General features: G+C 50.4%; 25 protein-coding genes and 1 pseudogene. 19 read left to right on the top strand and 7 right to left on the bottom strand.

Translation table 11 applies throughout. The annotated features are described in order from the left end of the window. Positions 1-197: 197 nt before the first annotated feature. The 4 genes and pseudogenes from NST84_RS16305 (at position 198) to NST84_RS16290 (ending at position 4,198) form a co-directional block, all read left to right on the top strand. A complete protein-coding gene (locus tag NST84_RS16305) occupies positions 198-1,016 on the top strand; it encodes a transporter substrate-binding domain-containing protein (RefSeq protein WP_342561236.1) in 819 nt (272 codons plus the stop codon). A 158-nt stretch (positions 1,017-1,174) separates the two neighbouring features. After that, positions 1,175-1,831: pseudogene (locus NST84_RS16300) on the top strand (amino acid ABC transporter permease); the annotation flags it as partial. Continuing rightward, complete coding sequence (locus NST84_RS16295) at positions 1,818-2,540, top strand: amino acid ABC transporter ATP-binding protein (RefSeq protein ID WP_342561235.1); 723 nt, start codon at positions 1,818-1,820, stop codon at positions 2,538-2,540. The pseudogene NST84_RS16300 and the gene NST84_RS16295, both read left to right, overlap by 14 nt. Positions 2,541-2,668: 128 nt before the next feature. Next, complete coding sequence (locus NST84_RS16290) at positions 2,669-4,198, top strand: Ppx/GppA phosphatase family protein (RefSeq protein ID WP_342561234.1); 1,530 nt, start codon at positions 2,669-2,671, stop codon at positions 4,196-4,198. Here the strand turns inward: NST84_RS16290 and ppk1 are convergent. Further along, entirely contained in the window at positions 4,146-6,260 is a 2,115-nt protein-coding gene (gene ppk1 / locus NST84_RS16285) for a polyphosphate kinase 1 (protein ID WP_342561233.1), read from the bottom strand. The two genes, NST84_RS16290 and ppk1, sit on opposite strands and share 53 nt — an antisense overlap. Before the next feature lie 390 nt (positions 6,261-6,650). On the opposite strand from ppk1, the gene NST84_RS16280 reads away from it, so the two are divergent. Then, positions 6,651-7,337 (top strand): 3D domain-containing protein, encoded by a 687-nt coding sequence (locus NST84_RS16280; RefSeq protein WP_342561232.1) that lies wholly within the window; start codon positions 6,651-6,653, stop codon positions 7,335-7,337. Between the two features lie 85 nt (positions 7,338-7,422). Here the strand turns inward: NST84_RS16280 and NST84_RS16275 are convergent, their stop codons facing one another. Then, the gene (locus NST84_RS16275; RefSeq protein ID WP_342561231.1) at positions 7,423-8,307 is read right to left on the bottom strand and encodes a polysaccharide deacetylase family protein; all 885 of its coding nucleotides are present in this window, start codon (positions 8,305-8,307) and stop codon (positions 7,423-7,425) included. A 190-nt stretch (positions 8,308-8,497) separates the two neighbouring features. Between NST84_RS16275 and NST84_RS16270 the strand changes: the two genes are divergently transcribed. The 10 genes from NST84_RS16270 (at position 8,498) to NST84_RS16225 (ending at position 16,085) form a co-directional block, all read left to right on the top strand. Further along, the gene (locus tag NST84_RS16270; protein ID WP_342561230.1) at positions 8,498-9,538 is read left to right on the top strand and encodes an NADH:flavin oxidoreductase/NADH oxidase; all 1,041 of its coding nucleotides are present in this window, start codon (positions 8,498-8,500) and stop codon (positions 9,536-9,538) included. A gap of 86 nt (positions 9,539-9,624) precedes the next feature. Next, a complete protein-coding gene (locus tag NST84_RS16265) occupies positions 9,625-10,329 on the top strand; it encodes a dihydroorotate dehydrogenase electron transfer subunit (protein ID WP_342561229.1) in 705 nt (234 codons plus the stop codon). Further along, complete coding sequence (locus tag NST84_RS16260) at positions 10,322-11,266, top strand: dihydroorotate dehydrogenase (protein WP_342561228.1); 945 nt, start codon at positions 10,322-10,324, stop codon at positions 11,264-11,266. Before NST84_RS16265 ends, NST84_RS16260 begins: the two co-directional genes overlap by 8 nt. A gap of 64 nt (positions 11,267-11,330) precedes the next feature. Further along, positions 11,331-11,669 carry a hypothetical protein gene (locus tag NST84_RS16255; RefSeq protein ID WP_342561227.1) on the top strand — a complete coding sequence of 113 codons (339 nt, stop codon included), beginning with the start codon at positions 11,331-11,333 and terminating at the stop codon, positions 11,667-11,669. Positions 11,670-11,739: 70 nt separating this feature from the next. Continuing rightward, complete coding sequence (locus NST84_RS16250) at positions 11,740-12,408, top strand: PspA/IM30 family protein (protein ID WP_342561226.1); 669 nt, start codon at positions 11,740-11,742, stop codon at positions 12,406-12,408. A 125-nt stretch (positions 12,409-12,533) separates the two neighbouring features. Further along, positions 12,534-12,944 carry a DUF350 domain-containing protein gene (locus tag NST84_RS16245; protein WP_342561225.1) on the top strand — a complete coding sequence of 137 codons (411 nt, stop codon included), beginning with the start codon at positions 12,534-12,536 and terminating at the stop codon, positions 12,942-12,944. 57 nt (positions 12,945-13,001) lie between these two features. Beyond that, positions 13,002-13,508 carry a DUF4178 domain-containing protein gene (locus NST84_RS16240; RefSeq protein WP_342561224.1) on the top strand — a complete coding sequence of 169 codons (507 nt, stop codon included), beginning with the start codon at positions 13,002-13,004 and terminating at the stop codon, positions 13,506-13,508. A 209-nt stretch (positions 13,509-13,717) separates the two neighbouring features. Next, the gene (glp, locus tag NST84_RS16235) at positions 13,718-15,004 is read left to right on the top strand and encodes a gephyrin-like molybdotransferase Glp (protein WP_342561223.1); all 1,287 of its coding nucleotides are present in this window, start codon (positions 13,718-13,720) and stop codon (positions 15,002-15,004) included. Positions 15,005-15,018: 14 nt separating this feature from the next. Further along, the gene (gene mobB / locus NST84_RS16230) at positions 15,019-15,642 is read left to right on the top strand and encodes a molybdopterin-guanine dinucleotide biosynthesis protein B (RefSeq protein ID WP_342561222.1); all 624 of its coding nucleotides are present in this window, start codon (positions 15,019-15,021) and stop codon (positions 15,640-15,642) included. A gap of 83 nt (positions 15,643-15,725) precedes the next feature. Beyond that, positions 15,726-16,085: a cupin domain-containing protein gene (locus NST84_RS16225; RefSeq protein ID WP_342561221.1), complete on the top strand. Its 360-nt coding sequence runs from the start codon at positions 15,726-15,728 to the stop codon at positions 16,083-16,085. A 28-nt stretch (positions 16,086-16,113) separates the two neighbouring features. On the opposite strand, the gene NST84_RS16220 is transcribed toward NST84_RS16225, so the two are convergent. Together NST84_RS16220 and xerS are read right to left on the bottom strand one after the other, a co-directional pair. Beyond that, a complete protein-coding gene (locus tag NST84_RS16220) occupies positions 16,114-16,995 on the bottom strand; it encodes a pentapeptide repeat-containing protein (RefSeq protein WP_342561220.1) in 882 nt (293 codons plus the stop codon). A 60-nt stretch (positions 16,996-17,055) separates the two neighbouring features. After that, positions 17,056-18,138, bottom strand: a complete 1,083-nt coding sequence (gene xerS, locus NST84_RS16215; RefSeq protein ID WP_342561219.1) for a tyrosine recombinase XerS — start codon at positions 18,136-18,138, stop codon at positions 17,056-17,058. Positions 18,139-18,265: 127 nt separating this feature from the next. Here xerS and NST84_RS16210 point away from each other — a divergent pair, with 127 nt between their 5' ends. Together NST84_RS16210 and NST84_RS16205 are read left to right on the top strand one after the other, a co-directional pair. Next, positions 18,266-18,775 (top strand): GNAT family N-acetyltransferase, encoded by a 510-nt coding sequence (locus tag NST84_RS16210; RefSeq protein ID WP_342561218.1) that lies wholly within the window; start codon positions 18,266-18,268, stop codon positions 18,773-18,775. Between the two features lie 118 nt (positions 18,776-18,893). Continuing rightward, a complete protein-coding gene (locus NST84_RS16205) occupies positions 18,894-19,997 on the top strand; it encodes an AbrB family transcriptional regulator (RefSeq protein WP_342561217.1) in 1,104 nt (367 codons plus the stop codon). A 21-nt stretch (positions 19,998-20,018) separates the two neighbouring features. Here the strand turns inward: NST84_RS16205 and NST84_RS16200 are convergent, their stop codons facing one another. After that, entirely contained in the window at positions 20,019-20,570 is a 552-nt protein-coding gene (locus NST84_RS16200; RefSeq protein WP_342561216.1) for a TetR/AcrR family transcriptional regulator, read from the bottom strand. A gap of 140 nt (positions 20,571-20,710) precedes the next feature. Between NST84_RS16200 and NST84_RS16195 the strand changes: the two genes are divergently transcribed. Continuing rightward, positions 20,711-21,607, top strand: a complete 897-nt coding sequence (locus NST84_RS16195) for a 2-dehydropantoate 2-reductase N-terminal domain-containing protein (protein WP_342561215.1) — start codon at positions 20,711-20,713, stop codon at positions 21,605-21,607. Positions 21,608-21,950: 343 nt separating this feature from the next. On the opposite strand, the gene NST84_RS16190 is transcribed toward NST84_RS16195, so the two are convergent. Further along, a complete protein-coding gene (locus tag NST84_RS16190) occupies positions 21,951-22,898 on the bottom strand; it encodes a Gfo/Idh/MocA family oxidoreductase (protein ID WP_342561214.1) in 948 nt (315 codons plus the stop codon). A gap of 59 nt (positions 22,899-22,957) precedes the next feature. Between NST84_RS16190 and NST84_RS16185 the strand changes: the two genes are divergently transcribed. Further along, the gene (locus NST84_RS16185; protein WP_342561213.1) at positions 22,958-23,947 is read left to right on the top strand and encodes a YafY family protein; all 990 of its coding nucleotides are present in this window, start codon (positions 22,958-22,960) and stop codon (positions 23,945-23,947) included. Positions 23,948-24,104: 157 nt separating this feature from the next. Here the strand turns inward: NST84_RS16185 and NST84_RS16180 are convergent, their stop codons facing one another. Further along, the gene (locus tag NST84_RS16180; protein WP_342561212.1) at positions 24,105-25,334 is read right to left on the bottom strand and encodes an MFS transporter; all 1,230 of its coding nucleotides are present in this window, start codon (positions 25,332-25,334) and stop codon (positions 24,105-24,107) included. Positions 25,335-25,385: the final 51 nt, after the last annotated feature.

The raw sequence follows: 25,385 nt of genomic DNA, 5'->3' as shown, positions 1-25,385 counted from the left end.
TGGAGATAGTAGTAGTATACCCCTCTTTTTCTGGAATGTGCAAAACCGCCTGATCCGTCACCAGACTGATAGCGTTTTCTTGTCAAAATAGCTGTTCATGATAAAAAATGTCTTTGCATATTCATGCGCAGTGATTTATAATAAATCGGTCACATCACAACTTAGATAACAAATGAGAGAATAGGGGAGATATACAGATGAAAAAATGGGGTAAACTTTCACTAGGAATGCTGCTTGCAGTTGGTCTTCTGGCAGGCTGCGGCAATAACAATGATAATGCTGCTTCAACAGATAACGCTGCAGGCAATACCGGAGCTGCTGCTACCAAGACTTTGACACTGGGAACCAGTGCAGACTTCCCGCCATACGAATTCCATAAAGTAGTAGACGGTAAGGATACAATCGTAGGCTTTGATATTGACATCGCCAAGGATATCGCGGCTGACATGGGTGCTGAGCTTGTGATCAAGGATCTGCCATTCGACTCGCTGCTGAACGAACTGTCCAGCGGCAGAGTAGATATCGTAATTTCGGGCCTGAGCCCGACCGAAGAACGCAAAAAGGCTGTCGATCTGTCCGACATCTACTATAAAGCCGAACAGGCTGTAGTTGTACGTGAAGCTGATAAAGATAAATATGCTACAATGGATTCCCTGAAAAACGTTAAAATCGGCGTTCAGACCGGTTCCATCCAGGAAGAAATCGCCAAGGGCATCGAAGGCGCACAGCTGACCTCCCTCGGGAAAATTTCCGAAATCGTCCTGCAGCTGAACTCCAACCGTGTTGATGCTTCTATTATGGAAGGTCCGGTTGCCAAATCCTTCGTGAAGAACGTAGAAGGTCTGGTTATTACTGATGCCAAGCCTGAAGTTGAAGATGACGGCTATGTAATCGGCGTGAAGAAGGGTAACACAGAACTGCTTAACCAAGTAAATACTACCTTGACCCGCCTGAACTCCGAAGGCAAGATCGACGAGTACGTAGCGGCAGCAAGCGAGCTTGCTGAGAGCGAATAAGTTTTGCCAAAAGATACATTCTGCGGTGCTCACTATCCTCCGTTTGCGGTATAGTCTGCTGCAGGGTAATGAATGCTCTTTAAGTAGAAAATAGCGGTAATACGCTGTTTTCTATTTTTTTGATAAAAGATACGAACAGGAGGTTTTGCCGTCAAATGAATATTTTTGATATGGCCTATGAATACCGCAATTTTTTCTTTGCAGGTTTGAAGTATACATTGCTGCTGGCAGTGCTCGGGGTGTTCTTCGGCTTTGTGCTGGGGATCATTGTCTCGCTGCTGCGCATGTCCAAATGGAGAATCCTCCGTTTTATCGCAACCGCCTGGGTTGAATTCTTACGCGGTACGCCGATGCTCGTGCAGCTGTTCCTGATTCACTACGGCTTGCCGGAATTTGGGCTGGAGTTTACACCGATTCAGTCAGGGGCGATCACGCTGACTATTAACAGCTCGGCTTATCTGGCGGAAATCTTCCGTGCCGGGATTCAGGGCGTGGACCGCGGCCAGGTAGAGGCGGCCCGTTCACTCGGGATGAAGCAGGGCATGACCATGCGTTACATCGTGCTTCCGCAAGCGCTCAAGAATGTGCTTCCGGCGATCGGGAACGAATTTATTACAATCATCAAAGAGTCCTCCATCGTTTCTATGATCGGGGTAGCGGATCTGCTCTTCCAGGCGAGAACCATTACAACGATTACCTATGAAGGCCTGACACCGCTGGTGGTCATTGCCATAATGTATTTTGTGCTGACATTTACCTTGTCCAAGCTGCTGGGCACACTCGAACGGAGGCTGAACACCGATGATCACCGTTAAGAATCTGCAGAAGCATTTCGGCAAGCTGGAAATTCTCAAGGGAATTGATCTGGAAATCAAGAAAGGGGAGGTTGTCGTCGTGATCGGTCCCAGCGGCTCGGGCAAAAGCACCTTCCTGCGCTGCCTGAACCTGCTTGAGCAGCCTACCGGCGGAGAGATCGCCTTTGAAGGCCAGTCGATTACGGATAAGAAGCACGATATCAACCAGACCCGTGAGAAAATGGGTATGGTATTCCAGCAGTTCAATCTGTTCCCGCATATGTCGGTGCTGCAGAATATTACACTGGCTCCGCTGAAGGTGAAGAAGCAGCAATCTGCGGAAGCGGAGAAAATTGCCGTCGATCTGCTGCGCACCGTAGGCCTTGAAGATAAACGCAATGCTTATCCGGCCCAGCTGTCCGGCGGACAGAAGCAGCGCATTGCCATAGCCCGTGCACTGGCGATGCAGCCGCATGTGATGCTGTTCGATGAGCCTACATCGGCGCTCGACCCGGAAATGGTCGGTGAGGTGCTCGAGGTTATGAAGAAGCTGGCAGAACAGGGGATGACCATGGTCATCGTGACCCATGAAATGGGCTTTGCCCGTGAAGTAGGGGACCGCATCCTGTTTATGGACGGCGGATACATTGTCGAGCAGGGGACTCCGGCAGAGGTATTCGGCAATCCGCAGCATGCCCGGACCCAGGATTTCTTGAGCAAAGTACTGTAATAAAGTTATAATAACGGCCCCTGGAGGATTTTCCGGGAGCCGTTTTTTGTCTTATTTATTTTGGCGGTATGACAATTGATGATATAGTATATAAAATGGCCAATCAACTTGAAAAGGAGTACATACAGATGAGAGAAGAACTTTGCCGGATTGGCATCATTGATATTGGTTCCAACTCCATCCGGCTCGTTATCTATGATACGACCGGGGAAGGCGGCTACAAAATTATCAAGGAGTGCAAATACTCTGCACGCCTGAGCGAGAAGATTACAAAGGAAGGCAGACTGGAGCGGAAGGACATGGACACGGTTATTCCGGTCCTGCGCCAGTTCAAGGAGATCTGCAGCGCCTTTGGTGTGGAGAAAATCCGTGCAGGGGCAACAGCCGCAATCCGCAATGCTGCCAACTCTAATGAGATTATAGAGTATCTGTCGTCAGCTTCCTCTATTACGATTGAAATTATCAGCGGCTACCAGGAGGCTTATTTCGGCTTCTTGGGTGTGATCAATGCCACTGATGTCCAGGACGGCTTTGTCATTGATATCGGCGGCGGAAGTACGGAGGTTACGCTATTCCGCGGGCGCCGTCATCAGCACAGCATTTCTTTCCCGTTCGGGGCGGTCAACACGAATCTGCTGTTCAGCCATAACGGGAACTGGAATGCCGAGCAGATCAGGAAACTTCAGGCGTATGTGACCGGCAGGCTGGTTGAACATGACTGGCTGGGGACAGGCGAAGGACTGCCGTTATACGGACTGGGCGGAACCCTCCGCTCGCTTGGCAAGCTGGATCAGAAGACCCGGGATTATTCACTGCCGAATTCCCATGGCTATACCTTGTCCGGCGAAACCATTAACCGGTTTATGGAAGTCCTGCCGGCGACGCCTTTCGAGAAGCGCAAAGAGATGGACGGGCTGTCAAAGAGCCGCGCTGACATCATTGTCTCCGGGGTGATTATTTTCCACACGGTGTACCACTATATCAAGGCAAGCCAGGCTGTGATCAGCGGAGAAGGGCTGCGTGAAGGGATGCTGCATGATCTCCTGAAGCCGGAGCAGCCGGTGCGTGACAGTGCGCTGGAATTCAGCCTGGACACGATTATCCGGTTTGACATTCATAGCTCAAAGCAGCATCTGAATCATATCAATAAGCTGGCTCTGCGTTTGTTTAGCGCTTTTGAGCTGGGCGGGGACAGGGCAGAGCAGGAGATGCTGATTTATGTCTCAATCATGCTGCACCGTACAGGCTCGAACATCAATTATTATCAGTCCAAGCGGCACACCCGTTACTGGCTGATGAATTCGCCGATCCGCGGACTGAGTCACCGCCAGCTCATCCTCTGCGCCCTGATCGCTTCCTACAGCACAAAAAGCCGGAAGCAGAAACTGTCCCAGGCACACAAGGACATTTTGCTGACTTCCGACGAAGAGTTAATTCATAAGCTGGGCACGCTTGTACAGCTGAGCATCGCGCTGGACAGCACCGAGATCGGCATCATCCGTGATCTCAGCGTCCGTCTGCACAGCGGAACGCTGGATCTGGAGCTGCAGGGAACTACAACCGTGCTCATTGGTCAAGAGGACATTGAGAACGCCCTGAAGGCATTCAGGAATGCTTGGGCGGTGAAGATAAAGCTCGGCTACCTTTCCAACGGATAACATCCATAGCGGCGAACTGGCTCCGGAATGGGGCCTTTTTGTCGTCCGGCCGCTCATAATATCCGTTAGGCTGCAGGAAGCTGGCTTTCATGTTGTCGTTAAGCGTGAGATCGAGTATTTTGAAAAGCTGTTTTTTAGTAACGTTGTCCTTCACCGGACACATCAGCTCAATCCGCCGGGTCAGGTTGCGTGTCATCCAGTCAGCACTTGACAGATACACCTCCGGCTCCCCGCCGTTTTCAAAATAATAAATCCGGGAGTGCTCCAGAAACCGGTCAACGATGCTGCGAACTGTAATCCGCTCGCTGAGCCCTTCTATTCCCGGACGCAGGCAGCAGACCCCGCGGACGATCAGGTCGATGGATACCCCGCTCTGGGCTGCGCTGTACAGGCTGTCGATGACCTCCTGGTTGGACAGGGAGTTCATCTTGGCAATGATCCGTGCCGGCCGTCCTGCAGCAGCATGCTCGGCTTCGCGCAGAATCAGCTTCTGCAGCGACAGGCTCATATTGGTCGGGGCAACGATAAAGGCATTCCAGTTATAGTTGGCCGAATAACCGGTCATCTGATTGAACAGCTCGGAAGCGTCCAGCCCGATTTCATCGTTCGCCGTGAACAGACTGATGTCCGTATAGGCCTTGGCTGTGCTGTCATTGTAGTTGCCTGTGCCGACATGCACGTAACGGCGCAGCTCGTTGCCTTCCTGGCGGACGATCAGCGTAACCTTGGCATGCGTTTTGAGGCCTACCAGACCATACACCACATGGCAGCCGGATTGCTCCAGCTTGCGCGCCCAGGCGATGTTCCGCTCTTCGTCAAACCGCGCCTTCAGCTCAACCACGACGGTAACCTGCTTGCCGGACTCGGCAGCATGGGCAAGTGCAGCAATCAGCGGGGAATTGCCGCTTACGCGGTACAGGGTCATTTTGATAGCCATAACGGACTCATCCTCTGAAGCCTGTGTAATGAAATCAACCATGGCGTCAAAAGATTCATAAGGATGGTATACGAGCACGTCGCGTTCGCGCAATACCTCGAAGAAATCTTCATTCTCATCGAATTCCACCGGATATTGCGGTTCAATCGGCGCCTCATATAAATAGTTAAAGCCCTTCAGACTGTTAGCAAACCCGCGCAGGAACCCGAGATCGAGCGGACCGTCAATTTCAAACATGAAGTCCTCCAGTTCAAATTCAGCCTGCAGTTGCTCAAGGGCATAAGGATGAATTCCTTTTTGAACTTCAAGGCGGGCAGGAACGCCGCGGCGGCGTTTACGCAGCTCTTTTTCAATCTCCTCCAGCAGATCCTCCGCACCTTCTTCATCAATTGTCAGGTCGGAGTTGCGGGTCAGGCGGAATTCGTTGACAGCCACAGGCTCGTAGCCGCTGAACAGGGTCTGGATATGATGGCGGATTACATCCTCAATGAATACGAACTGCCGTTTCTTGCTGTTGGAGCGGTGGGGAAGCGGGATACATCTCGGCAAGTTGGACGGAATTTGCAGAATAGCGAAATAGGGTTCTTCTTCCTGTGTGTTCTTACGGGTCAGTACGACTGCCAGATAGATAAACTGGCTGTGCACAAGCGGAAACGGACGGCTCTGGTCAACGGCCATCGGTGTAAGCACAGGGAAGATAATGTCACGGTAGTATTCTTCAATTGACTGTTCCTGCGCATGGGTGAGATCTTCATAATTGACGAATACAATGCCCTCCTTATGCAGGTTCCGGGACAGGTCGCGGAAGGCACGGTACTGGTCGGCGTTAATTTTGGTGACACGTTTGATCAGACGTTTGTATAAGCCGGATGGCGTATAGCCGGTAAAGTCTTTTTTAGTATAGCCTGCCCTGATCTGATCCTGGATTCCGGCCACTCGCACACTGATGAATTCATCAAGGTTACTGGACACGATGGCCAGGAATTTGGCCCGCTCCATCAGCGGATTCTCCAGATCCTGCGCCTCCTGCAGTACTCGGCGGTTGAATTCAATCCAGCTGAGATCACGGTTAAGGTAAGCCGTCGCAGGGCTGGTATGGATATTTTTTTTGTCTTCTGTAGTCACGTCGATTGCCCCTCCAAGTATGCTTCAGTTTCTAATTTTTGAACATATGTTATCATTCTACTATTTGCCAAAGCGAGAAATGTTAACTCTGTGTAAAATTTTTGTCTATGTGCTGCAGGATTTTTTGTCCTTTTGCCGGAATGACACGAATGGTTGACCAATATGTAACTTTTATGACCTTCCAAATGCGCGGAATAAACGAATTCCTAACAGAATGGTAACATTTTCTTAGGCATTGGTTACAAAATTGTGATATATTCGATACTGTCAGTTAACAAAGCTTAATAAAGCACTGCACTTAGCTGCCAGGCAAGAAGGTACATAAGTCCAGAATTATTTCGGTGTGAGAACGGGAAATTCCTGCACACCCCACTAATGAAGGAGGCACACATGAAGATCAGATTCAAAGCCATTACACTATTTGCTGCCGCAATGGGGATCAGCACAATGCTGCATACAGCGCCCGCTCAGGCAGACAGCGTACATATTGCAGGAGCAAGTACAACTTATTATACTCTATCTAACTATTATGGCATAAGCGTGGATGAGATTATGAATGCCAATCCGGCTGTAGGAGCAGGGAATATTTATCCCGGTCTTAGCCTGACCATCCCGGGTATTACAGCGCCGAAGACTGCTGCCCTGATGAAAACAACGGTTACCGCTGCAGCCGCTACTCAGCCATCAATTATTACAGCCAGTCTGAATGTCGAAGCTGCTACAAACACCGTACAGGCGTGGGGCAAAGAATTCAGCTACGAAAAAGTAATTCAGGTCAAAGCTTCAGCATATTCTGCTGCAGCCAGTGAGAACGGGAATTGGGGCGCTGTCGACTATTTCGGCAATGCGCTGAAGCTTGGAACCATCGCGGTTGATCCAAGTGTTATCCCGCTGGGAACCAAAGTGCTCGTAACCGGCCACTCCCATCCGGGTCTGCCTAAGGTGGCCTTCCTGGCTACAGCAACGGATACAGGCAGCGCGATCAAAGGCAACCGGATCGATATTTTTATTCCGGGCAGCCAAAGCTCGGTTGCAGAGTTCGGCTACCAGTATGTAAACCTGTTTATTATTGATTAGAATCACTCACAGTACAATTTCATACGATTATCCGCATAAAACGGATACCGTCCTACATATTAGGAAGGTATCCGTTTTTTTTATATTATTTGTTTTTGGACACCTGCAGCATATAAGGTACGGTTACAAAAGTATAGCCTCTTTTGCGCATGATTGTAATCACTTCAGGCAGTGCCTGAATCGTTCCCTGCAGGTTGCTGCCTTTACCGCCGCCGCCGTGCTGCAGAATGATAGCCCCTTTGCCGGCATGCGCTACAATATTATTTCTGACCTGGGCTTTGGACAGCCCCCGCCAGTCCAGTGAATCAACATTCCAGTTGACCAGTTTGTAGCCGTGCACCTTGGCCCATTTTAACTGGGGCTCGCTGATATCCCCGTAGGGCGGGCGGATCAGCCGTGGCTTGTAGCCGGCCAGCGCGGAGATTATATTTTCAGTGCGGATAATCTGGATACGGAATTCATTCATACCCAGCTTGCCGAACTCCGGATGGTTGTAGGAGTGGTTACCGATAACATGGCCTTCACGGATGATCCGGGCTACAAGCTCGGGGTGCTTTTCAGCTCTGCTGCCGACCACAAAGAAGGTGGCCTTAACGTGATATTTGCGGAGAACATCCAGCAGCTGCGGCGTAAACCGCGGGTCAGGCACATCATCAAAGGTCAGTGCAAGCATCCGGGTTCTCGGACCCTGTACAAGGATCGTCTCCGGATATTTCCGGATCAGCTGGCTGAGAGTCAGCCCCTTGTTCCGTTTGCTGCGCCGGGCTGCCGCCTGAAGCGAAGAGCCTGCAGCAACAGACTGTCCGGCTTCCCTGTCCAATTCCTGCAGCTGTTCAGGATCATAAACGGGTGTATGTAATGATCCGGAAGCAGCGGCCGGTGCAGGAGTACTTTGACCAGCAGCTAACAGCAGGATTAGAATCAGACAGAACAGTACATATAATTTCCGTTTTTTTAACAGTTGCTCCATGCGTAATACCTCCTTATAACCATCCTTGGCCAATGATTGGTTCTCTTGTTATCCCCCGGCAGCGGCGGATTTATGCCGGTATCCTGTTCTGTGCCCAAAATTTTAACACCGTCAAAAATCCGTGTATACTTAGCCTATCCGGGAGATTAGCCCGTTAAATAATAGAGCTCAGGGAAAGAAGGGAACGGAAATGTCTGATTTGTTCACGCCATATGAGTTAAAAGCGCTGGTATTAAAGAACAGGGTCGTCATGCCACCGATGTGCCAATATGCAGTAGTGCAGGAGGACGGCATACCGAATGACTGGCATTTCGTACATTATGTGAGCCGGGCAGTCGGCGGTACGGGCTTTATTATTGTAGAGATGAGCGGCGTACACCCTGACGGGCGGATCACCAACAAAGATACCGGAATATGGGAAGAAGGACAGATCGGGGCTTACCGCAAAATAACAGATGCTGTACATGCCTACGGTGCTAAAATTGCGATTCAGCTCGGACACGCGGGACGCAAAGCGCTTGATGCCAATCCGCCTGTCGCACCCTCGGCTATTCCGTTTGATGAACGTTCCAAAACGCCGCAGGCACTGAGCGCGGAAGGCATCGCTGAAATGATCAGTGCTTACCGTGAAGCGGCAAGAAGGGCAGTAGAGGCCGGTTTTGATACGATTGAGCTTCATGGTGCCCACGGCTATCTGATACACCAGTTCCACTCGCCGCTGACGAATATCAGAGAGGATGAATACGGGGCAGACCCGCTTCTGTTCGGCGAGCAGGTGGTACAGGCTGTTAAAGAAGTCCTTCCACCGGAGATGCCGCTGATTATGCGGGTATCGGCCACGGAATATGTAGCAGGCGGTTACGATGAAACCTATGCACTGGAGTTCTGCCGCCGGTACAAGGCTGCCGGTGTGGACATGTTCCATGTCTCCTCAGGTGGTGAAGGCCCGATTGGCTCTGGCGGTGTGCCTAATGCCGGACCAGGCTATCAGGTGAAACTGGCGGAGTATATCCGCAGCGGGCTTCAAATTCCGGTAATCGCCGTCGGCCGGCTGGATGATTATAAGGAAGCTCAGGCTGTTATTGAGGAGAAAAAGGCAGAGCTGGTAGCTGTCGGCAGAGGAATGCTCAGTGATCCTTACTGGACTCTGCATGCAGAAGGGGCCCTCGGAGGTGTGGATAAAGCCAATGTGCCGGTGCCTTATGAGCGCGGTGTATGGAAAAGAAAATAGATCGTTAATATTGTGAAGTATGTCACAGATTTTAAGCTCCTTCTAAGGCATGGTTAATAAGATAAAATTTGAAGGAGCTTGATAACGTGGCGACGGTAATAAGTAACGAGCGGCTGGCTAATGGAGTGTACCACCTTCGGGTGGAAGGGGATTACGGCGGTACAATGGGTCAATTCTACATGTTGCGGGCATGGGGAGCCTATCCGCTGCTGTCCAGACCGCTTAGCATACATCAAGTGAACGATGACGGTGTGGAATTTCTGTATCATGTAGTTGGTGAAGGAACGGAGATTTTTGCGGAGCTGACTCCGGGAGATCCGGTTCAGCTGGAAGGACCCTTCGGCAACGGCTTCCCGGAGGTGGAAGGGAGAATCGCACTGATCGGCGGAGGAATCGGCATCGCACCGCTATATTATTGCGCCCGTCAGCTTCCTGGCAGTGATGTGTATCTCGGCTTCAGCAGAGAAGCCTTCCGGACAGAAGCTTTCCGGCCGCTTGCAGCGGAGCTTACCGTTGATGTCGGCGGACTCATTCTTGACAGCGTGGATTTTAACAGGTATGACCATATTTTTGTCTGCGGACCGCAGCCGATGCTGCAGGCGGCACAGATGAAGGGAGCTGCTGCGGGAGTGGACGGCAGACGCCCTAATGTATATCTCTCGCTGGAGAACCGGATGGCCTGCGGAATCGGCGCTTGCCTGGTCTGCAGCGTGTCGTGTGTTGACGGCCAGCGTAAAGCCTGTTCAGACGGTCCTGTATTCCTTGCCGAGGAGGTTGTTTTCCATGCTTAATACTTTGGTTAATACAACAGCAACAATCGCGGGTGTTCATTTCAAGAACCCGGTTGTAATGGCTTCCGGCACCTTTGGCTTCGGCAAAGAATATGGCAAGCTCTATGATGTCTCGATGCTTGGAGGAATCTCCGGTAAAGGTCTTACCCTGCAGGCCAAAGCGGGGAACCCTGGAATCCGCGTCTATGAGACGCCTTCCGGGCTGCTGAACAGTGTGGGACTTGAGAATCCGGGTGTAGAGGCTTTTCTGGATAAGGAGCTGCCTTACTGGGAGACGCTGGATACGGCTCGGATCGTGAACCTGGGCGGGAACACCCTGCCGGACTATGTGCTCGGTGCTGAGCTGATCCAGCGTGACGCGGATCAGCGGGCACAGGCGGGCAGACAGGCTGTGGATATGATTGAGCTCAACATTTCCTGCCCTAACGTCAAAGAGGGCGGTATCGCCTTCGGGGTCAAAACACCGGCCGCCAGGGAGGTTGTCCGTGCAGTGAGAGCTGCCACCCGGCTGCCGCTGGCCGTGAAGCTGTCCCCGAACGCCGAGGATATTGCCGAAATGGCGGAGATGTGTGAAGCGGAAGGAGCGGACGCCGTATCGTTGATCAATACGATCTCCGGTATGAAGATTGATGTGCGCCGCCGCCGCAGCGTATTTAATAATCTGTATGCAGGCCTGTCCGGTCCTGCAATCAAGCCGGTGGCCTTACGTATGGTGCATCAGGTTGCACACCGGGTCTCAATACCTGTAATCGGCATGGGCGGAATTACCTCCGCTACGGATATCATTGAATTTATTATGGCTGGCGCAACGGTGGTCCAGGTAGGAACCTATAACTTCATGAACATGCGGGCCGGCAGCACGCTGGTTGAGGAGCTGCACCAGTTCATGCTGGAGGAGAATATTTCTTCTCTTGATGAGATCCGCGGAATCGTCTAGAATTACTTCCTGCCTGAGATACCTGTATGCACTGGGGTTAATATAAGGGTAGGGAGGAATACGTTTGTCTTTTGAAGAAGCGGAATTTGAAGATATTGAGCTTTCAGCAACGGATGTCGGTAATGATCTGCTGCTGCTCATTACCGGCGGTGTCCGCCACATCGGTGCCTCAAGCACTGCGTATGTTGACGGCGGAGCCGTCAAAGCGGCGACAGCGGCTGTTCCCCATCATAAGGAGCATACGATCAGCGAGAATATTGCGCTTAGAGCCGCTGCTGCATTGAACAGGACGGTTACAGTTGTAATGGGCATCCATTATGATAATCTGAGTAAAGAAGGTATCATGCAGGTCGTCAGAATTGTAAATAATAAAGTGGATCAATATTTAACGCAACAAAAATGAAACGATAGCGGCACTCCCTGCGTAAAAGATACCAAATGAGCAGTTAACTTTTATTTTGGAGGAATGAACCATGTCTATTTTTAAAAGATTGCGTGATTTGACCATGTCCAACGTCAATGCCATTATTGACAAGGCTGAAGACCCGATTAAGATGACCGACCAATATATCCGTGATATGACCGAGGATCTTGAAGATGCGGAGAAGGCGGTTGCCGCCCAGATCGCCATCGAGAAGAAATTCAAGCAGCTGTATGAAGAGCAGGAAGCTCTTGTAGCAAAGCGTAACCAGCAGGCTCATACTGCAGCCCAGGCAGGTAATGTTGATCTGGCCCGCAGAGCACTGGAAGAGAAGAAGTCTGCTGAAGCCAAGCTGGTTGAATACAAGACCAGCTTTGACCAGAACAAGGCCTCCGCGGACAATCTGCGCGGCAAGCTGGATGAAATGCGAAAGCAGCTTACCCAGATGAAGAACAAACGCGAGACCCTTGTTGCCCGCTATAACGCGGCTAAGGCACAGACTGAAATCAACAAAGCGATGAGCGGATTCAGCTCTGACTCGGCTTCCGCCGGACTTAAGCGGATGGAAGAGAAGATGCTCGCCGCTGAAGCACAGGCTGAAGCCAGCAATGAAATGAGCTCGGGCAACAAATCGCTGGACGATGAATTCGAGAAGCTTGGCAAGGACCAGGCTGTTGAAGACGAATTGGCAGCACTGATGAAGCAGTACGACAAGCAGTAATATAGCAGCGTTCACCGGTTTCCGGCCGGTGCTGACAGGCGGAGGAGAGACAGAAACGTTTCTCCTTCGCCTTATCTATGCTTGCTGTGCCGGTCAGGCAAACTGAACAAACGGGGGCTAAAGAAATGGATTTCCATACTCTGGTGTCCATGGTTGTATGGACGGTGAGCGGCGCAGTACTGCTGTTTGCGCTGATGTTCGTAGATTCGCTGTTTACCCGTTATAACGATCTGGAGGAATTAAAGGCAGGCAATATGGCGGTAACCGCCCGTTTCCTGCTTAAGCTGTTGGCCCAGGGCTATATCCTGTCCTGTTCCATTGCAGCATCCAGCAGTCTTGGAGATGCACTTGTCGTATCGATCGTCTCCTTCTGGCTGCTGTTTATTGTGGAGAAAGCTGTTGAGCTGCTGCTCGGCAAATGGGGCAAAATCGATCTCGATCATGGAACCCGGCTCGGCAAAATAGGCTACGGTCTGCTGGCAGGATCTCTGCATGTGAACGGAGCTCTGATTATTGCCGCATTTATCCGCGGATAAAGCGGACGTGTACATGATGGAGCTTACTATTATCTTTTGCAAAAGGAATGATGGATTGTGAGCATCTGGAAAAGAATCGGGAACATCTTCTCCAAGCCTCCGGTACCGGAGGCGCCCAAAAGCATGCTGAATCTGACACCCGGCGATATCTGTGAGGTCTCTCTGGTCACCTATGAGGTAACCGGCCGGACGATGACCAGCGGACGGAATGCAGCCGTATTGACGCTGCGCGACGGCAGCCGGATTGCTTATCTGCATGTTGAAGAGCGGGAGCAGCTGCAATATGCGCTGTATCACCCGATCGACGGGCGTCTGGACAATCCGGCTGAGGTGCCGGCAACGCTGGAACTGGACGGCTATACCTTTTATCTGGAAGAAGAATACGAAGGCTATGCGGCTATTACGGGCCAGACCCCTTATATGAACGGAGGATCACAGCACGTCTGGCAGTACCAGTCTGATGATTACCGGCTGTTGCGGGTGGAGTGGCAGAACGGGCGTTTTATGCTCTATGAAGGGGAAAAGATCATCCCGGCCGATGTACGGGTCATCCGCGCGTCTTAATAGTTTCCGTGCCAACCTTGAACCATTACAAGGGGAAAGAAAAGCTGACATTTTCGATAAGGAATAGTTTGAAGGTTCAGGATGCCTGTGCGGCTCAGCACGGGTGTCCTTTTTTGCGTTTATTCGTGCCAATACGGCAGGAAATTTTACTTTAGATTACCCCATGTTAAGATAGTGTAAGTAAATCATCACGGTTAACGGAGGTAAATATGGACAGACATCGGGATAGTGCGGATCAGAAGTTCCAGCGTAAAGCGCTGCAGGTACAGGAAGCCCAGGCACGGGTTATGCAACATGCCAAATTGCTCGGAACCGAGGAGGTGCCGCTCAGCCAATGCTGCGGAAGGGTTCTGGCGGAGCCGCTCCATGCACCGCATCCGTTTCCGGCGTTTAACCGCTCCGGGATGGACGGATATGCGCTGAGGGCTGCAGATACGGCAGGCTGTAATGCGGAGGAGCCGGTATGGCTGGAGGTTATAGACAATATCCCGTGCGGAGCAGTATCCTCTAAAACTATCACACCCGGCACGGCTGCGCGGATTATGACCGGAGCACAGCTGCCTGAAGGCTCGGATACGGTGGTAATGATTGAGATTACAGAATCCAGAATATTGGAGGGTACAACCTATGTGGGTCTCCGGAAGCCGCAGCAGCCGGGCAGCAATATTACACCCCTTGGTTTTGAATTAAAAGAGGGCAATCCTGTGCTGCCGGTAGGACGCACCATTGCTGCAGGGGATATTGCAGCGCTCGCCGCATTCGGTTTTCCTGTAGTAAAGGTGCAGCGGCGGCCGAAGGTGGCTATTTTTGCAACCGGGACAGAGCTGCTGGAGGTAGATGAACCGCTGCAGCCCGGAAAAATCCGCAACAGTAATTCCCCGATGCTTGAAGCACTGGTCCGGGAAGCAGGAGGAGAGGCGGTTATGCTCGGCGCGATTGCTGATGACTTGGAGCTGGCCCGCAGCAGGGTGCAGATGGCGCTGGAAACCCATGATCTGGTCATTACAACCGGAGGAGTCTCTGTTGGTGATTACGATATTATGGGCGATCTGGTCCGGGAAAAAAGCGGGGAAATGCTGTTCAATAAAGTCACGATGCGTCCGGGGAGCGTTACTACGGCTGCCGTGCGGGGTGGCAAGCTGCTGCTGGCACTATCAGGCAACCCTGGTGCAAGCTTTGTCGGGTTCCATCTGTTTGCCCGTCCGGTCATTTCATTAATGCTGGGATCTACGCAGACTTTGCTGCCGGAATGGACCGCCTTTATGGGATCAGATTATACCAGAGTGAACAATTATACCCGGTTTGTACGCGCCAGACTGGCGGTCCGTGACGGGGTTGTTTATGCATATCCTGCAGGCATCGATGAGTCGTCCGTCATGGTAACGATTAAGGACAGTGACTGTCTGATCGTCGTTCCGCCTGAAGTGCGGGGGATGAAGACAGGGGACAAGGTAAAGGTGCTGAAGCTGCCGGGTGAGTTTGGCGGGCAGGGATGAGAGGGGGATTACTGTTGCGGAGTCAAAAAAACAATATCGGCAGGGTGAAGCTGAAACTGCGCCCACAGCGGAGCTCCAAGCGGCGTATCCGGGGAGCACAAGTCCAATCGGGTAATCCGGCTGTCTGCCAGATTGTCGGCTATAAAAACAGCGGCAAAACATCACTCGTCTGTGCGCTCATTCCCTTGTTGAAGCAGAAAGGGGAGCGCGTTGCCGTCATCAAGCATGACGGACATGAATATGACATGGACCATCCCGAGACGGATACGTGGAAGCAGCGCCAGGCTGGTGCAATGGCGGTTGCCATTACAAGCGCAGCCCGCACCTCTGTCATCGAGGAACGGGGCAGCAGCTTATCAGAGCTGATAACGGTCTTTTCCAGTTATGATTACGTCCTCGTAGAAGGGTTCAAGCAGGAAGCGTACCCGAAGATTGTACTGATCAGAAGACAGGAGGATCTTGAATTACTGCAGCAAACCCGTAACATTGCCGCAGTTGCCGCATGGGAACAAATGATCCCTGATGTAATTGCGGCAGTTTCGCAGCAGCAAACGCAGGTTTTTGAAATCAACGAGATCGCAGGCATGGCCGAATTTTTATACAATCAACGCTCTAATTTTCAAAATTTCAACATATGAAAAATTCACAATAGAAATGCGCCAAATCGCTAAGCTGCTGATTAGCAGCGGTTTTAACACCTGGACAAAGGAGGATTCTGCGAATGACCATCAGCAAACAGAATGCAGAGCACTATATATGGGGAGATCAGTGTGATGGCTGGCATTTAGTAAAGGAGGAACAGCTTAGTATTATCCATGAGCGGATGCCGGCAGATACAGCGGAAGTAAGGCATTATCACGAGCAGTCCCGGCAGTTTTTCTTTGTACTGTCCGGGACGGCTACACTGGAAGTGGACGGCGTTGAATATACTTTAAATGCTCAGGAGGGAAAAGAGGTCCCGCCACTCGTTGCACATCAGATGTTAAATAAATCTGATAAAGATGTTGAGTTTCTGGTTACTTCCCAGCCGCCCAGTAAGGGCGACCGCATCATTGTGGAGCTGGCCGATAAGCAGGGTTAAATATGGCTATTATTGGTAAATTAGAGGGCTAGTGTGCATTCATACCAGCCCAATGGTCCGGACGGACCAGCGTTCCCGGCAGCCTGGTAGCCGCATCCCCTTTGGCGGCATTCACCTGGAACTGGGTCAGAAACAGGCTTGCCGAAAGATCGGCGCCGCAGATATTCGTATCGCGGAAATCTGCACCGATCAGGTCCGCACCGCGCAGATCAGCACCGCTGAGATCGGCAGCGATCAGGTAGGCACCGCGCAGGCTGACACAACGCAGATCGGCTTTTTTCAACCGGGCGCCGATCAGATCGGCACCGCGCCCGTAGTTTTTCTGGCGCGCCGGCGCCGGCTTCAGGCTCTTGCGCACGGCCTGTCTGACAAGCTCGCTTGCCCGCAGCAGCAGTTCATTTACCTCCTGGCGCAGCGCAGGTATATCGAGCTCCAGCAGTGCATCAGGCTCCTGCAGCGTCAGCTGCTCTGCCGTGTCCCGTGCGGCTGCCAGAGCAGCATGGACAGGCTCTGCGGCAGGCCAGCCAAGCGCCTCTGTAATGTACCACAGCAATTCATGCAGCTGGCGCATGACCGGAAAAACCTCAAACATCCGCGTTGCTGTGGCCGGAGCCTGACGCCAGTCGGCGCCGCCGTAAGTAACCATGGATACTTTTTGCCCTGCGCCGAAGCAATCATAGACAGTGCAGCCGCGCATCCCGGACTCCCGCAGGCGGGTATGAATCCCGCAGCGGAAATTCTCCTGCAGGTTGTGGCAGGGCTGTCCGGCTGCTTTATCCATTGCAAAGTCGGAAGACAGGGAAAAGGGCAGGGCGGCGCAGCACAGCCCGAAGCATTGTTCACAGTCTGCCCGCAGACTCTTAAGCCCATTTTCAGCAGAATAGCTTGTAAATTCTTGTTTATCAGACAACGAAATTCCCTCCAGCAGTAGAACAAAATATATAATGCTAAACTAGCAGTTTAAGAAACCTCAGCTATCCTGACGCCGTTCAATCGCTTCAGACATCGTTTTGTCCGTCAGGTGGGCGTATACTTCAGTCGTTTCCGTTGAGGCATGTCCAAGCTGCTCCTTTGTCTTGTAGATGTCATTCTGCAGATAATAATCGGTAGCGAAGGAGTGGCGCAGCTTATGGACAGTCAGGTAAGGCTTGCCGAAACGCTTGGCGTATTTGATAATCATCTCCTGGATAGCCCGTTTCGTCATGCGTTTGCCTTCCTGGGCGCCGTTAGGCAGCGCGATGAAGAGAGCTTTTTCACGTTTGGGCGTTTTATAACGGGCCTGCCGCAGGCTTAAATATTGTGCAAGATCATCCTTGGCCTGCTCACGGAAGTAGACCGGGGTTTTGAAGGTTTCGTCATTGTTGCCTTTACGGTATACGTAGAGCAGCTTATTATTGACGTCCAGATCATCGATGTTCAGATTGACCACCTCGGATACCCGCAGGCCGGAGTTCAGGATAAGACTGGCGATACAGGCATCCCGTTCCCGGTTCTGCTGAAACGAATAATAAGCCTGCTTGTTCGACTCCACGTCACGGCCATACCCTTCATAAATGTAGCCCACGAACTCCAGCAGCTCCTCTTCCTCAAGGATTTTACCTTTCAGCTTGGCGGCTGTGTCTTTAGGTTTATGAATGCGCTTAATTTCGACTTTGGCCATAATGTTGCGCTTCAGCAGCGGATAAAAGTTCTCGTCCTCGGCAATCTGGCTCAGATAATGGAACAGGGAGCGCAGGGCGGACAGCTTACGGGAGACTGTTACCCGGGAATTGGCACTCTCGGCACGGGTTGTGAGATACAGCCGGTATCCGACGATACTGTCCATATGCAGGGTTTCGAGTTCAAGCAGGGTGATGTTTGCATTGCTGTCAGCAGCGGACAATCCCTCTGCCCGGAGCCAGCCGAAAAAAGATTCATAATCCCGGATATATTCCAGCAGGGTAGAGGGGGACAGATCCGGGCGCTTAAAATCAATAAATTGCTGGACGAACCAGGGCATGTGGACTACACGCTGATCCAGATGCTTGCGGTCGTTATTTTTTTGTATGCTCAAGGAGATCACCTTTTTCTGAATATGCGTTAAAACAGGAAATAATAGGCTGTATGTATACCGGCGTTTGTCTATTTTATCATAAAGTTATATGATGTGTAGTAAAACGTGAAGCGCAGAGGTGAGCCTAATGGAACTTGGAATCGAGCTGGTTCCCAAGGAGCAGAAAGAGATGATCAGCAGGCTGATGCAGTTTTATCTTTATGATTTTACCCGCTATCTGGAGATAGAGGTGGACCGTGAGGGGAAGTTCCCGGCGTATCCGGGCCTTGAAGCCTACTGGAGCAGCGGCACCAATAAATTTGCTTATGTGTTTACAGCAGACGGGAATATCGCCGGTTTTGCGCTGGTGGACCGTCTGCTGCGGGACCCTGAAGGACAGTTTTATATGACGGAATTTTTCGTAATGCAAAAGTACCGCCGCAGCGGAGTAGGTACATGGGCAGCACACCGGCTGTTCGATATGTTCCCGGGAGACTGGAAGGTCTCACAGATCCGCGCCAATACACCGGCCCGTAATTTCTGGCACAGGGTAATCGGGGCATATACGAACGGGGAGTTCAAAGAACGCTTTAATTCGCGGCAGGGCAATCCCAGTCAATACTTCAGTACAGCCGATACTGCCAGAGTCAAAAAATAACAGACATGCCTTACCTGCTTCGATAATAGAGCCTGTCAGCCCCGGCTGCAGGCTTTTAATTGTGCTGGCTTTAATGGCTAACCCATAGTAGCAGGCTGACAGGAAAAGAGGGTTAAAGATGAAAGATTCTAATGTTGTCCCGGTACCGGTCAAATTTGGGGTCACACTGGCTACTGCGCTCGCCGGCGGCGGTCTATTTATGCTGCTGGGTCTGCCGATTCCCTGGCTGCTTGGTCCGATGATTGCAACCCTGATTGGTGCAAATCTGCGGAAGCAGTACTACGCCTGGCCCGGCCCGCTCAGAAATAGCGGTATGATCATCGTCGGCTATACTATCGGTCTTTCGCTAACCGCACCTGCGCTGAAGGAAATGGCAGGCCAGCTCCCGTCTATGCTGCTCATGACAGGATTGCTGCTGCTTTTTTGTGCAGGGATTGCTGCTATTGTATCTAAAATATCCGGAATGAACTATAAAACAGTCCTGCTCGGCAGTATTCCCGGCGGCCTCACGCAGATGGTTATGCTGGCAGAGGAGACAGAAGACGTTAATCTTACCGTTGTAACCGTTATACAGGTAGTCCGCCTGATGATGATCATTATTTGCGTACCCTTGCTGATTTTTAGTCCTGCCTTTGGCCAAACCTCAGGAGCAGCAGGAGTTGCCCCTCTCATAACAGAGGTTTCATCCTCATGGTCAGGTTTATATCCTAACTTTTTCATCTATGCTGCTGCCTGCACGTTCTGTGCCATTGCCGGTCAAAAGGTGAAGTTTCCGACAGCCTATCTGCTTGGCCCGGCGCTTATAACCTCAGTTTTGCAGATCAGCGGACTGAGCGGACCTGCACTTCCCGGCCTGCTGCTGAATGCCGCCCAGCTGATGATTGGTATATTCGTGGGAATGCTGCTCAATCCGCGCAAGCTGAACAATAAGCTGGTTACCTTATCTCTGGCGGTAGGAAGCGGTGTTGTGCTGATCGGCGGAGCTTATTTGATGAGCCTGCTGTTCGCTTATTTCGATGCGGTATCCTTATCTACTGCGCTGTTAAGCCTTGCACCTGGAGGAATGGACCAGATGAGCCTGATTGCCCATGAGGTAGGGGCGGATCTGCCGACAGTAGCCGGTTTTCAGCTATTCCGGACATTCTTTATCTTTTTTGCCGTTCCGCCGCTGTTTAAGCTCATTTTCCGGGAGAAGAAGAGGGAGGCAAGTGCAAGTGGTTAACATATTAATAGTTATGTTAACTTACTCTTTAGTATAGGATGTAATCCCGCTTGAATACAGGTTCTCTACTAACATGAAAAAGTCTACTGTCGATAAATCCTTTTGACGCTGGAGCCAAAGACGAAATAAAGAAAGGGAGGTTGACAGGTAAAACTCAATCAGATATGGCGTTAAGGAATGGTTCTGCGGGACATTTATAGCTAATTGATCCGGAGTGATGTCTTTTTTCAAACGTTTTAAAAAACGTGCACTTCCGTAATCACCTAAAAGGGCGTTTAGTACCAGAAGATGTTCTCTTTTATCCAGACAATAGAGGGCATTTTGAACGGTGTGCATGGACAGCTCTTTATTGGCCAGTTCGGTTTTTATTTCATTTAAAAAGTCATTCTCAACAGAATCTAATAAATCGTAAAGATCAGTAAAATATTGATAAAAGGTGCTGCGGTTATATCCTGAAATTTTCGCTATTTCCTGAACTGAAATTTTCTCAATCGGCTTTTGGCTGTATAGCTCACAAAAAACTTCTATGAATACTTGTCTCGTTTTCTCCGTTATTTGGGGTTGCTTTTTCATGGTATCCTCCTGCTGGTGAACGAATTATGATCCGACAGATTATAAAAAATTGATGGTTGATCAAGGAAAAATAATGCTTTATGATCACATCATACAACATGTTGTCGGATAGTCAAGAAATAACAAGCAGGAGGGTTTCGATGTCAGCAAAACCAATTAGAATTTTAGTTTTTGGCGCAGGGGTAATCGGGAGTATGTACGCAATGAAGCTCATTGAGGCCGGATTTGACGTTAGCCTGTACGCACAATCTGAAAGATTTAGATTCTTAAGTGAAAATGGCCTGCAATATGTACAAAAGGGCAGAGTTCAATCGATACAGGTCCATGTCATTGATACGCTTGAACAGGACGATGAATATGATTTTATTTTCGTTACTGTCCGGTATGACCGGGCTGAAGCAGCCTTATTGGCGCTAAAAGATAATCAAAGCAAAAACATAGTTACGATGACCAGTAATTCAACGGGATTTTCCTCGTGGCTGAATATCGTTGGGAAACGGCTTTTACCCGCTTTTCCCGGCTTCGGCGGACAGATTATAGAAGGAGTCTTGCATCCCAGGTTCGTGCCAAAGCTTCTAGGAGCAACCGCATTCGGGGAAATTAATGGTGCCGTTACAGAACGTACAGAAAACCTCGCAAAAATATTCACAACAGCGAAGCTTCCATATGTCATTAAAAAAGATATGCAAGCCTATCTAATCACACATTCCGTATCAGACATTGCATTGTTGAGCTTTTTACAGCGTAAAACACCCGGTACCAGGAAAACAGCCCGCCAAATAACAGTTACCTTAAAAACATATCTAAGGGCAATACAGAAAGCCGGCGTTTCTATTGAATCACCCGTGCTAAAAATGGTGCTTAAGCTTCCAAACATAATGCCGGATCTTTTCTTTATGCTATGGCTGCGGACGAGGATGGTTAAGAATATGATGCTCGAGGATTATGCCAACCGGGCCAACAATGAGATCGGGCAGCTGAGAGCGGATTTATTGAAGTTTTTAAGAGAGAACGGACAGGATAGTGAGGCGTTGTAATTGAATTCGGTAAAATGGGGGGAAGGAGACGGAGCCATCAGCAAACGTAAGTTAACATAATAATTAATATGTTACCACATTACGCGTTTCTAAAAAAACCAACCATTCTAACCAAAATGATCAAAAATAACCCAGGACAATTTCTGGCCTTTGATTATTTTATTTCAACATATGAAAAATTCACAATAATAAACCATTCAAACCACGCTTCCATGCTACAAAGTACAAAAACATACTTTAGAGCACCAACATCACAAATAAATATGAAAAAGGAGGGGTAATCCCTCCCAAACATAAACACAATAGCAGATATTCAATACCTTACAAGAAAACGAAACTGCGGCTAATGCAGCAAATCCGTCAGTCGTTTTCTCAGCTCAAAAGAAGTAATCACGGCATGCAGCGCCTGATTGAGCGAGAGTACAGATTCTGTGCTGTTTTTGAAGCATTGCAGCGCGTGCTGCAGGCTCTGTTCGTAAGCGTTCGTTTTATCCAGGTTGAGCTCCTGTCTGCCGGAAGGGCTGTATTCATAGAGAGCGGTATCCGTGCCGCCATGCATATCCTCTTTTTCGTAATACTCAAGCTTGGCATGCTCGAAATATGCTTCATAGCTCACTGTAAAAGGATAGGCTGACGGCATTAAAGAAGCTGCGGTAACCTGCACATTCACTTGCGGGGTGTTGAAGGTTGCCTGAACCAGTGACTGGCCGTCTTGCGGACCACGGGTGCCCCAGACACTGGTTGGAGCCGCGTCCTTCAGTAGCCAGGTTACAAAATCCAGCTCATGAATCATCAGGCTAGTGGCAATCTGATCAAGCCCCAAATTACCCCACAGGGGAGGGGTTTCCCGGGCTAAGCTCAGCTTTAGGAGCCGGCCGTATTTCTCCTGCTGCACCGCCTCATACAGATAACGATACGCCGGATCAAATTTGATGAACTGGTTGACCAGCACTCTTTTGGCATAGTGTGTTTCCGCACGTTTCAATGCTCGGGCGTCTTCTGCAGACAGGCAGACCGGTGTCTCGCAGAATACATGCTTTCCGGCCTCAAGCGCTTTCAGGGTGTATTGTTTATGTAAATGTGAGGGCAGACATATGTCGATGATATCAAGGCCGGGATCGCGGATGACATCATCAATCGAAGTGCTGATTTCTACTCCTGATTCTTCTTTCAGCTTTAACAGCTTGGCTTCATTCCGCCCAAAGATGACTATACGGCCGGCCATCTCAGATTTTGCTAAAATACTGGCGTGATATGCGCCAAAGCCTGTGCCTAAAATGCCAATGTTCATTTACAACAGCTCCTTTTGTCTGATATATTCCATGATATACCTCCATTGTTGACAACAGAGTGGCAAGAATTGAAGCGGAGAGGCGGATGGTTGTGCGTGTGCACCGGTTAATTGCAATCATGCTCCTGATTGAATCCAGGGGGAGAATCAAAGCGAATGAGCTGGCAGCTGCTCTGGAGACCTCAGTCAGGTCCATTTACAGGGACATTGATGTGCTGGCGGAAGCGGGAATCCCAATCGTAACGGCGACCGGACCCAACGGAGGAATTTCTCTTATGGAAGGCTATATCGTCAATCTGAAGCAGTTGAACGGGGATGAATTGGTTCATCTTTATCTAACGGGTCTGGGATTTCATCACGGCAGACAGAAGGAGTCTACCTTGAAGCTCAAAAATGCCATGCTGAAACTGGAAAAGACGCTACCGCCAGCCTACCGGGAGGATATCACCAAGGCTAAAAATGTTTTTTATTTCGATGAGACACCGTGGTGGAACGAACCGGCTGTGCTCCCTGACGTTGAGCTGCTCCGTTCAGCGCTCTGGAAAGGGCGTAAGGCCAGAATTGAATACCGTAAGGTGGACGGCGGGCGGTCTGAGCGGAATCTGCAGCCGTACGGGCTGGTAGTGAAGCAGGGGGCGTGGTATCTGGCGGCGTTTTGTGAAAAAGCGGGTGAAGTGCGGACATTCAAATGTGAGCGGATCAGCTCTGTAGAGCTGCTTGAAGACTCGTATGCGATTCCTGACGGGTTTTCATTAGAGGGATACTGGAGCAGCCAGAAAAAGCTGTTTAAACAAAGCCGCAGGGCTGAGGAGTATTATCCTGTGAGGCTCAAGTTAAAAAGGCCTGATCCGCAGTTCGTAAACCGGCTGGAGGTAATAGAAAGGGCAGTTGATCAAGGAGATCATATCCTTACAGTTAATCTGTACAGCTATGAACAGGCCTGCGAAAAAGTGCTGCAGCTGCCCGAGGACATCGAGGTTATCGAGCCAACAATGCTGAGGGACTACATTAAGGAAAAGATTGTACTTTTGCAAAAAGTGTACTTTTAACTTGTGACTAAAAAAGCTAATTCTAGATTGGGTAACATATTAAATATTATGTTAACTATCTATTGAATAAGCCCGAAATGCAGAAATAAATAGCGGCAGACACGGACCACAAAGTCCTGACCTGCCGCTATTTGTATGCTTTGTTTAAATCATCGCGTTAATTGTAACTTCCAGCCTCAGTCCGCTCTCTGGCTTTAAGCCTTTTATGGGCGGTTATCAGGAACGGCAGACCGAGGGCTGTTGTCAGCGCCAGCGGCACAAACACCGCTGGGCCGCTGGAGGCGCCAAACTGGTCTAGCAGCATACCTCCCAGAATAGGCGCCATTACGCTGCCTAGCCCGTTGAACCCGATTGTTCCGAAGTAAGTCCCTTTCCATTCCGGCTTGGCGATCCGGTCGATCAGCATATCCATCATGGTGAACAGCAGCACCTCACCAACGGTGAACAGAATCACTCCGACCATAAGGAGGGCGATACCGCCGGCAGCGCCGAACAGCAGCATGCTAAGCGCGACGCAGATATTTCCAAGGATCAGTGGCATGATAGGCGAAAATTTACTTGCTGTGCGGACAATTGGGTATTGAACGACAAGCACCGTTACTGCATTCAGCGACAGCATGTAAGAGAAGACCTTACCGCCGTCCGTAAAGTGAGTATTCATCGCCAGATATTGCGCTAATGTGGAGCTGAAATGCCCATAACCCAACACGCAAAAAATGGTACCAAGCAGGACAGGCAGGAAGACGCGGTCCCGTCCGGTAACAGCCAGCGCTGCACTAAGTTTGGGTGCGGTGACTTCTGAATGTCCGGGCAGTGTAGCATGATGAATCCGGAACTGCATAAACAGCACCAGCCCGTAGGCTATGTAGACGAAACCCGCGATCATAAACGGAAAAGTTGATTCGGCCGATCCCAGCTGAAGGCCGATAATCGGTCCGAACACCACGCCCAGGTTAACCGCTGCATACCTCAGGTTGAACACAAGCAGCTTATGCTCAGGAGGTGTAATATCGGACAGCATAGCCCGGGAAGTTGGCTCGAACACCGCGCGGCAGATCCCGTTCAAGGTATTAACGAGGAAAAATACCCATAAATGCTGGGCAGCCGAAAAGCCGAAGAACACCAGCGCCCAGCCGAAGACGGAGACGAGCATGACGATTTTGCGGCCGATGACATCGGAGATGTAACCGCCGTAGAAGCTGATCATTACCCCGGCGAGTGAACTGACGGCCACGGTAAAGCCGGTCTGGGTCGGCGATGCCCCGAGCACCTGGGTTAGATAAATTGATAAAAAAGGGATACTCATGGAGGTAACCAGCCGGCCGAACATAGTCCCGATGATAATGGTCCATGCCAGCGGATGGATATGCTGCAGATGCTGTTTCATAAGTCAGAGGTTCTCCTAATCTAATAGCTGAATTTTACAGACTGCCTATTT

The organism is Paenibacillus sp. FSL R7-0345, assembly GCF_038595055.1.
Classification (GTDB): Bacteria; Bacillota; Bacilli; order Paenibacillales; family Paenibacillaceae; genus Paenibacillus_AQ.
This window is presented reverse-complemented; position numbering and strand designations above follow the sequence as displayed.

Excerpts from the sequence above, each read along its gene's own strand:
- NST84_RS16305 (WP_342561236.1), top strand. The coding sequence starts at position 198 with ATGAAAAAATGGGGTAAACTTTCACTAGGAATGCTGCTTGCAGTTGGT.
- NST84_RS16295 (WP_342561235.1), top strand. The coding sequence starts at position 1,818 with ATGATCACCGTTAAGAATCTGCAGAAGCATTTCGGCAAGCTGGAAATT.
- NST84_RS16290 (WP_342561234.1), top strand. The coding sequence starts at position 2,669 with ATGAGAGAAGAACTTTGCCGGATTGGCATCATTGATATTGGTTCCAAC.
- NST84_RS16280 (WP_342561232.1), top strand. The coding sequence starts at position 6,651 with ATGAAGATCAGATTCAAAGCCATTACACTATTTGCTGCCGCAATGGGG.
- NST84_RS16275 (WP_342561231.1), bottom strand. The coding sequence starts at position 8,307 with ATGGAGCAACTGTTAAAAAAACGGAAATTATATGTACTGTTCTGTCTG.
- NST84_RS16270 (WP_342561230.1), top strand. The coding sequence starts at position 8,498 with ATGTCTGATTTGTTCACGCCATATGAGTTAAAAGCGCTGGTATTAAAG.
- NST84_RS16260 (WP_342561228.1), top strand. The coding sequence starts at position 10,322 with ATGCTTAATACTTTGGTTAATACAACAGCAACAATCGCGGGTGTTCAT.
- NST84_RS16250 (WP_342561226.1), top strand. The coding sequence starts at position 11,740 with ATGTCTATTTTTAAAAGATTGCGTGATTTGACCATGTCCAACGTCAAT.
- NST84_RS16245 (WP_342561225.1), top strand. The coding sequence starts at position 12,534 with ATGGATTTCCATACTCTGGTGTCCATGGTTGTATGGACGGTGAGCGGC.
- glp (WP_342561223.1), top strand. The coding sequence starts at position 13,718 with ATGGACAGACATCGGGATAGTGCGGATCAGAAGTTCCAGCGTAAAGCG.
- NST84_RS16225 (WP_342561221.1), top strand. The coding sequence starts at position 15,726 with ATGACCATCAGCAAACAGAATGCAGAGCACTATATATGGGGAGATCAG.
- NST84_RS16210 (WP_342561218.1), top strand. The coding sequence starts at position 18,266 with ATGGAACTTGGAATCGAGCTGGTTCCCAAGGAGCAGAAAGAGATGATC.
- NST84_RS16205 (WP_342561217.1), top strand. The coding sequence starts at position 18,894 with ATGAAAGATTCTAATGTTGTCCCGGTACCGGTCAAATTTGGGGTCACA.
- NST84_RS16200 (WP_342561216.1), bottom strand. The coding sequence starts at position 20,570 with ATGAAAAAGCAACCCCAAATAACGGAGAAAACGAGACAAGTATTCATA.
- NST84_RS16195 (WP_342561215.1), top strand. The coding sequence starts at position 20,711 with ATGTCAGCAAAACCAATTAGAATTTTAGTTTTTGGCGCAGGGGTAATC.
- NST84_RS16190 (WP_342561214.1), bottom strand. The coding sequence starts at position 22,898 with ATGAACATTGGCATTTTAGGCACAGGCTTTGGCGCATATCACGCCAGT.
- NST84_RS16180 (WP_342561212.1), bottom strand. The coding sequence starts at position 25,334 with ATGAAACAGCATCTGCAGCATATCCATCCGCTGGCATGGACCATTATC.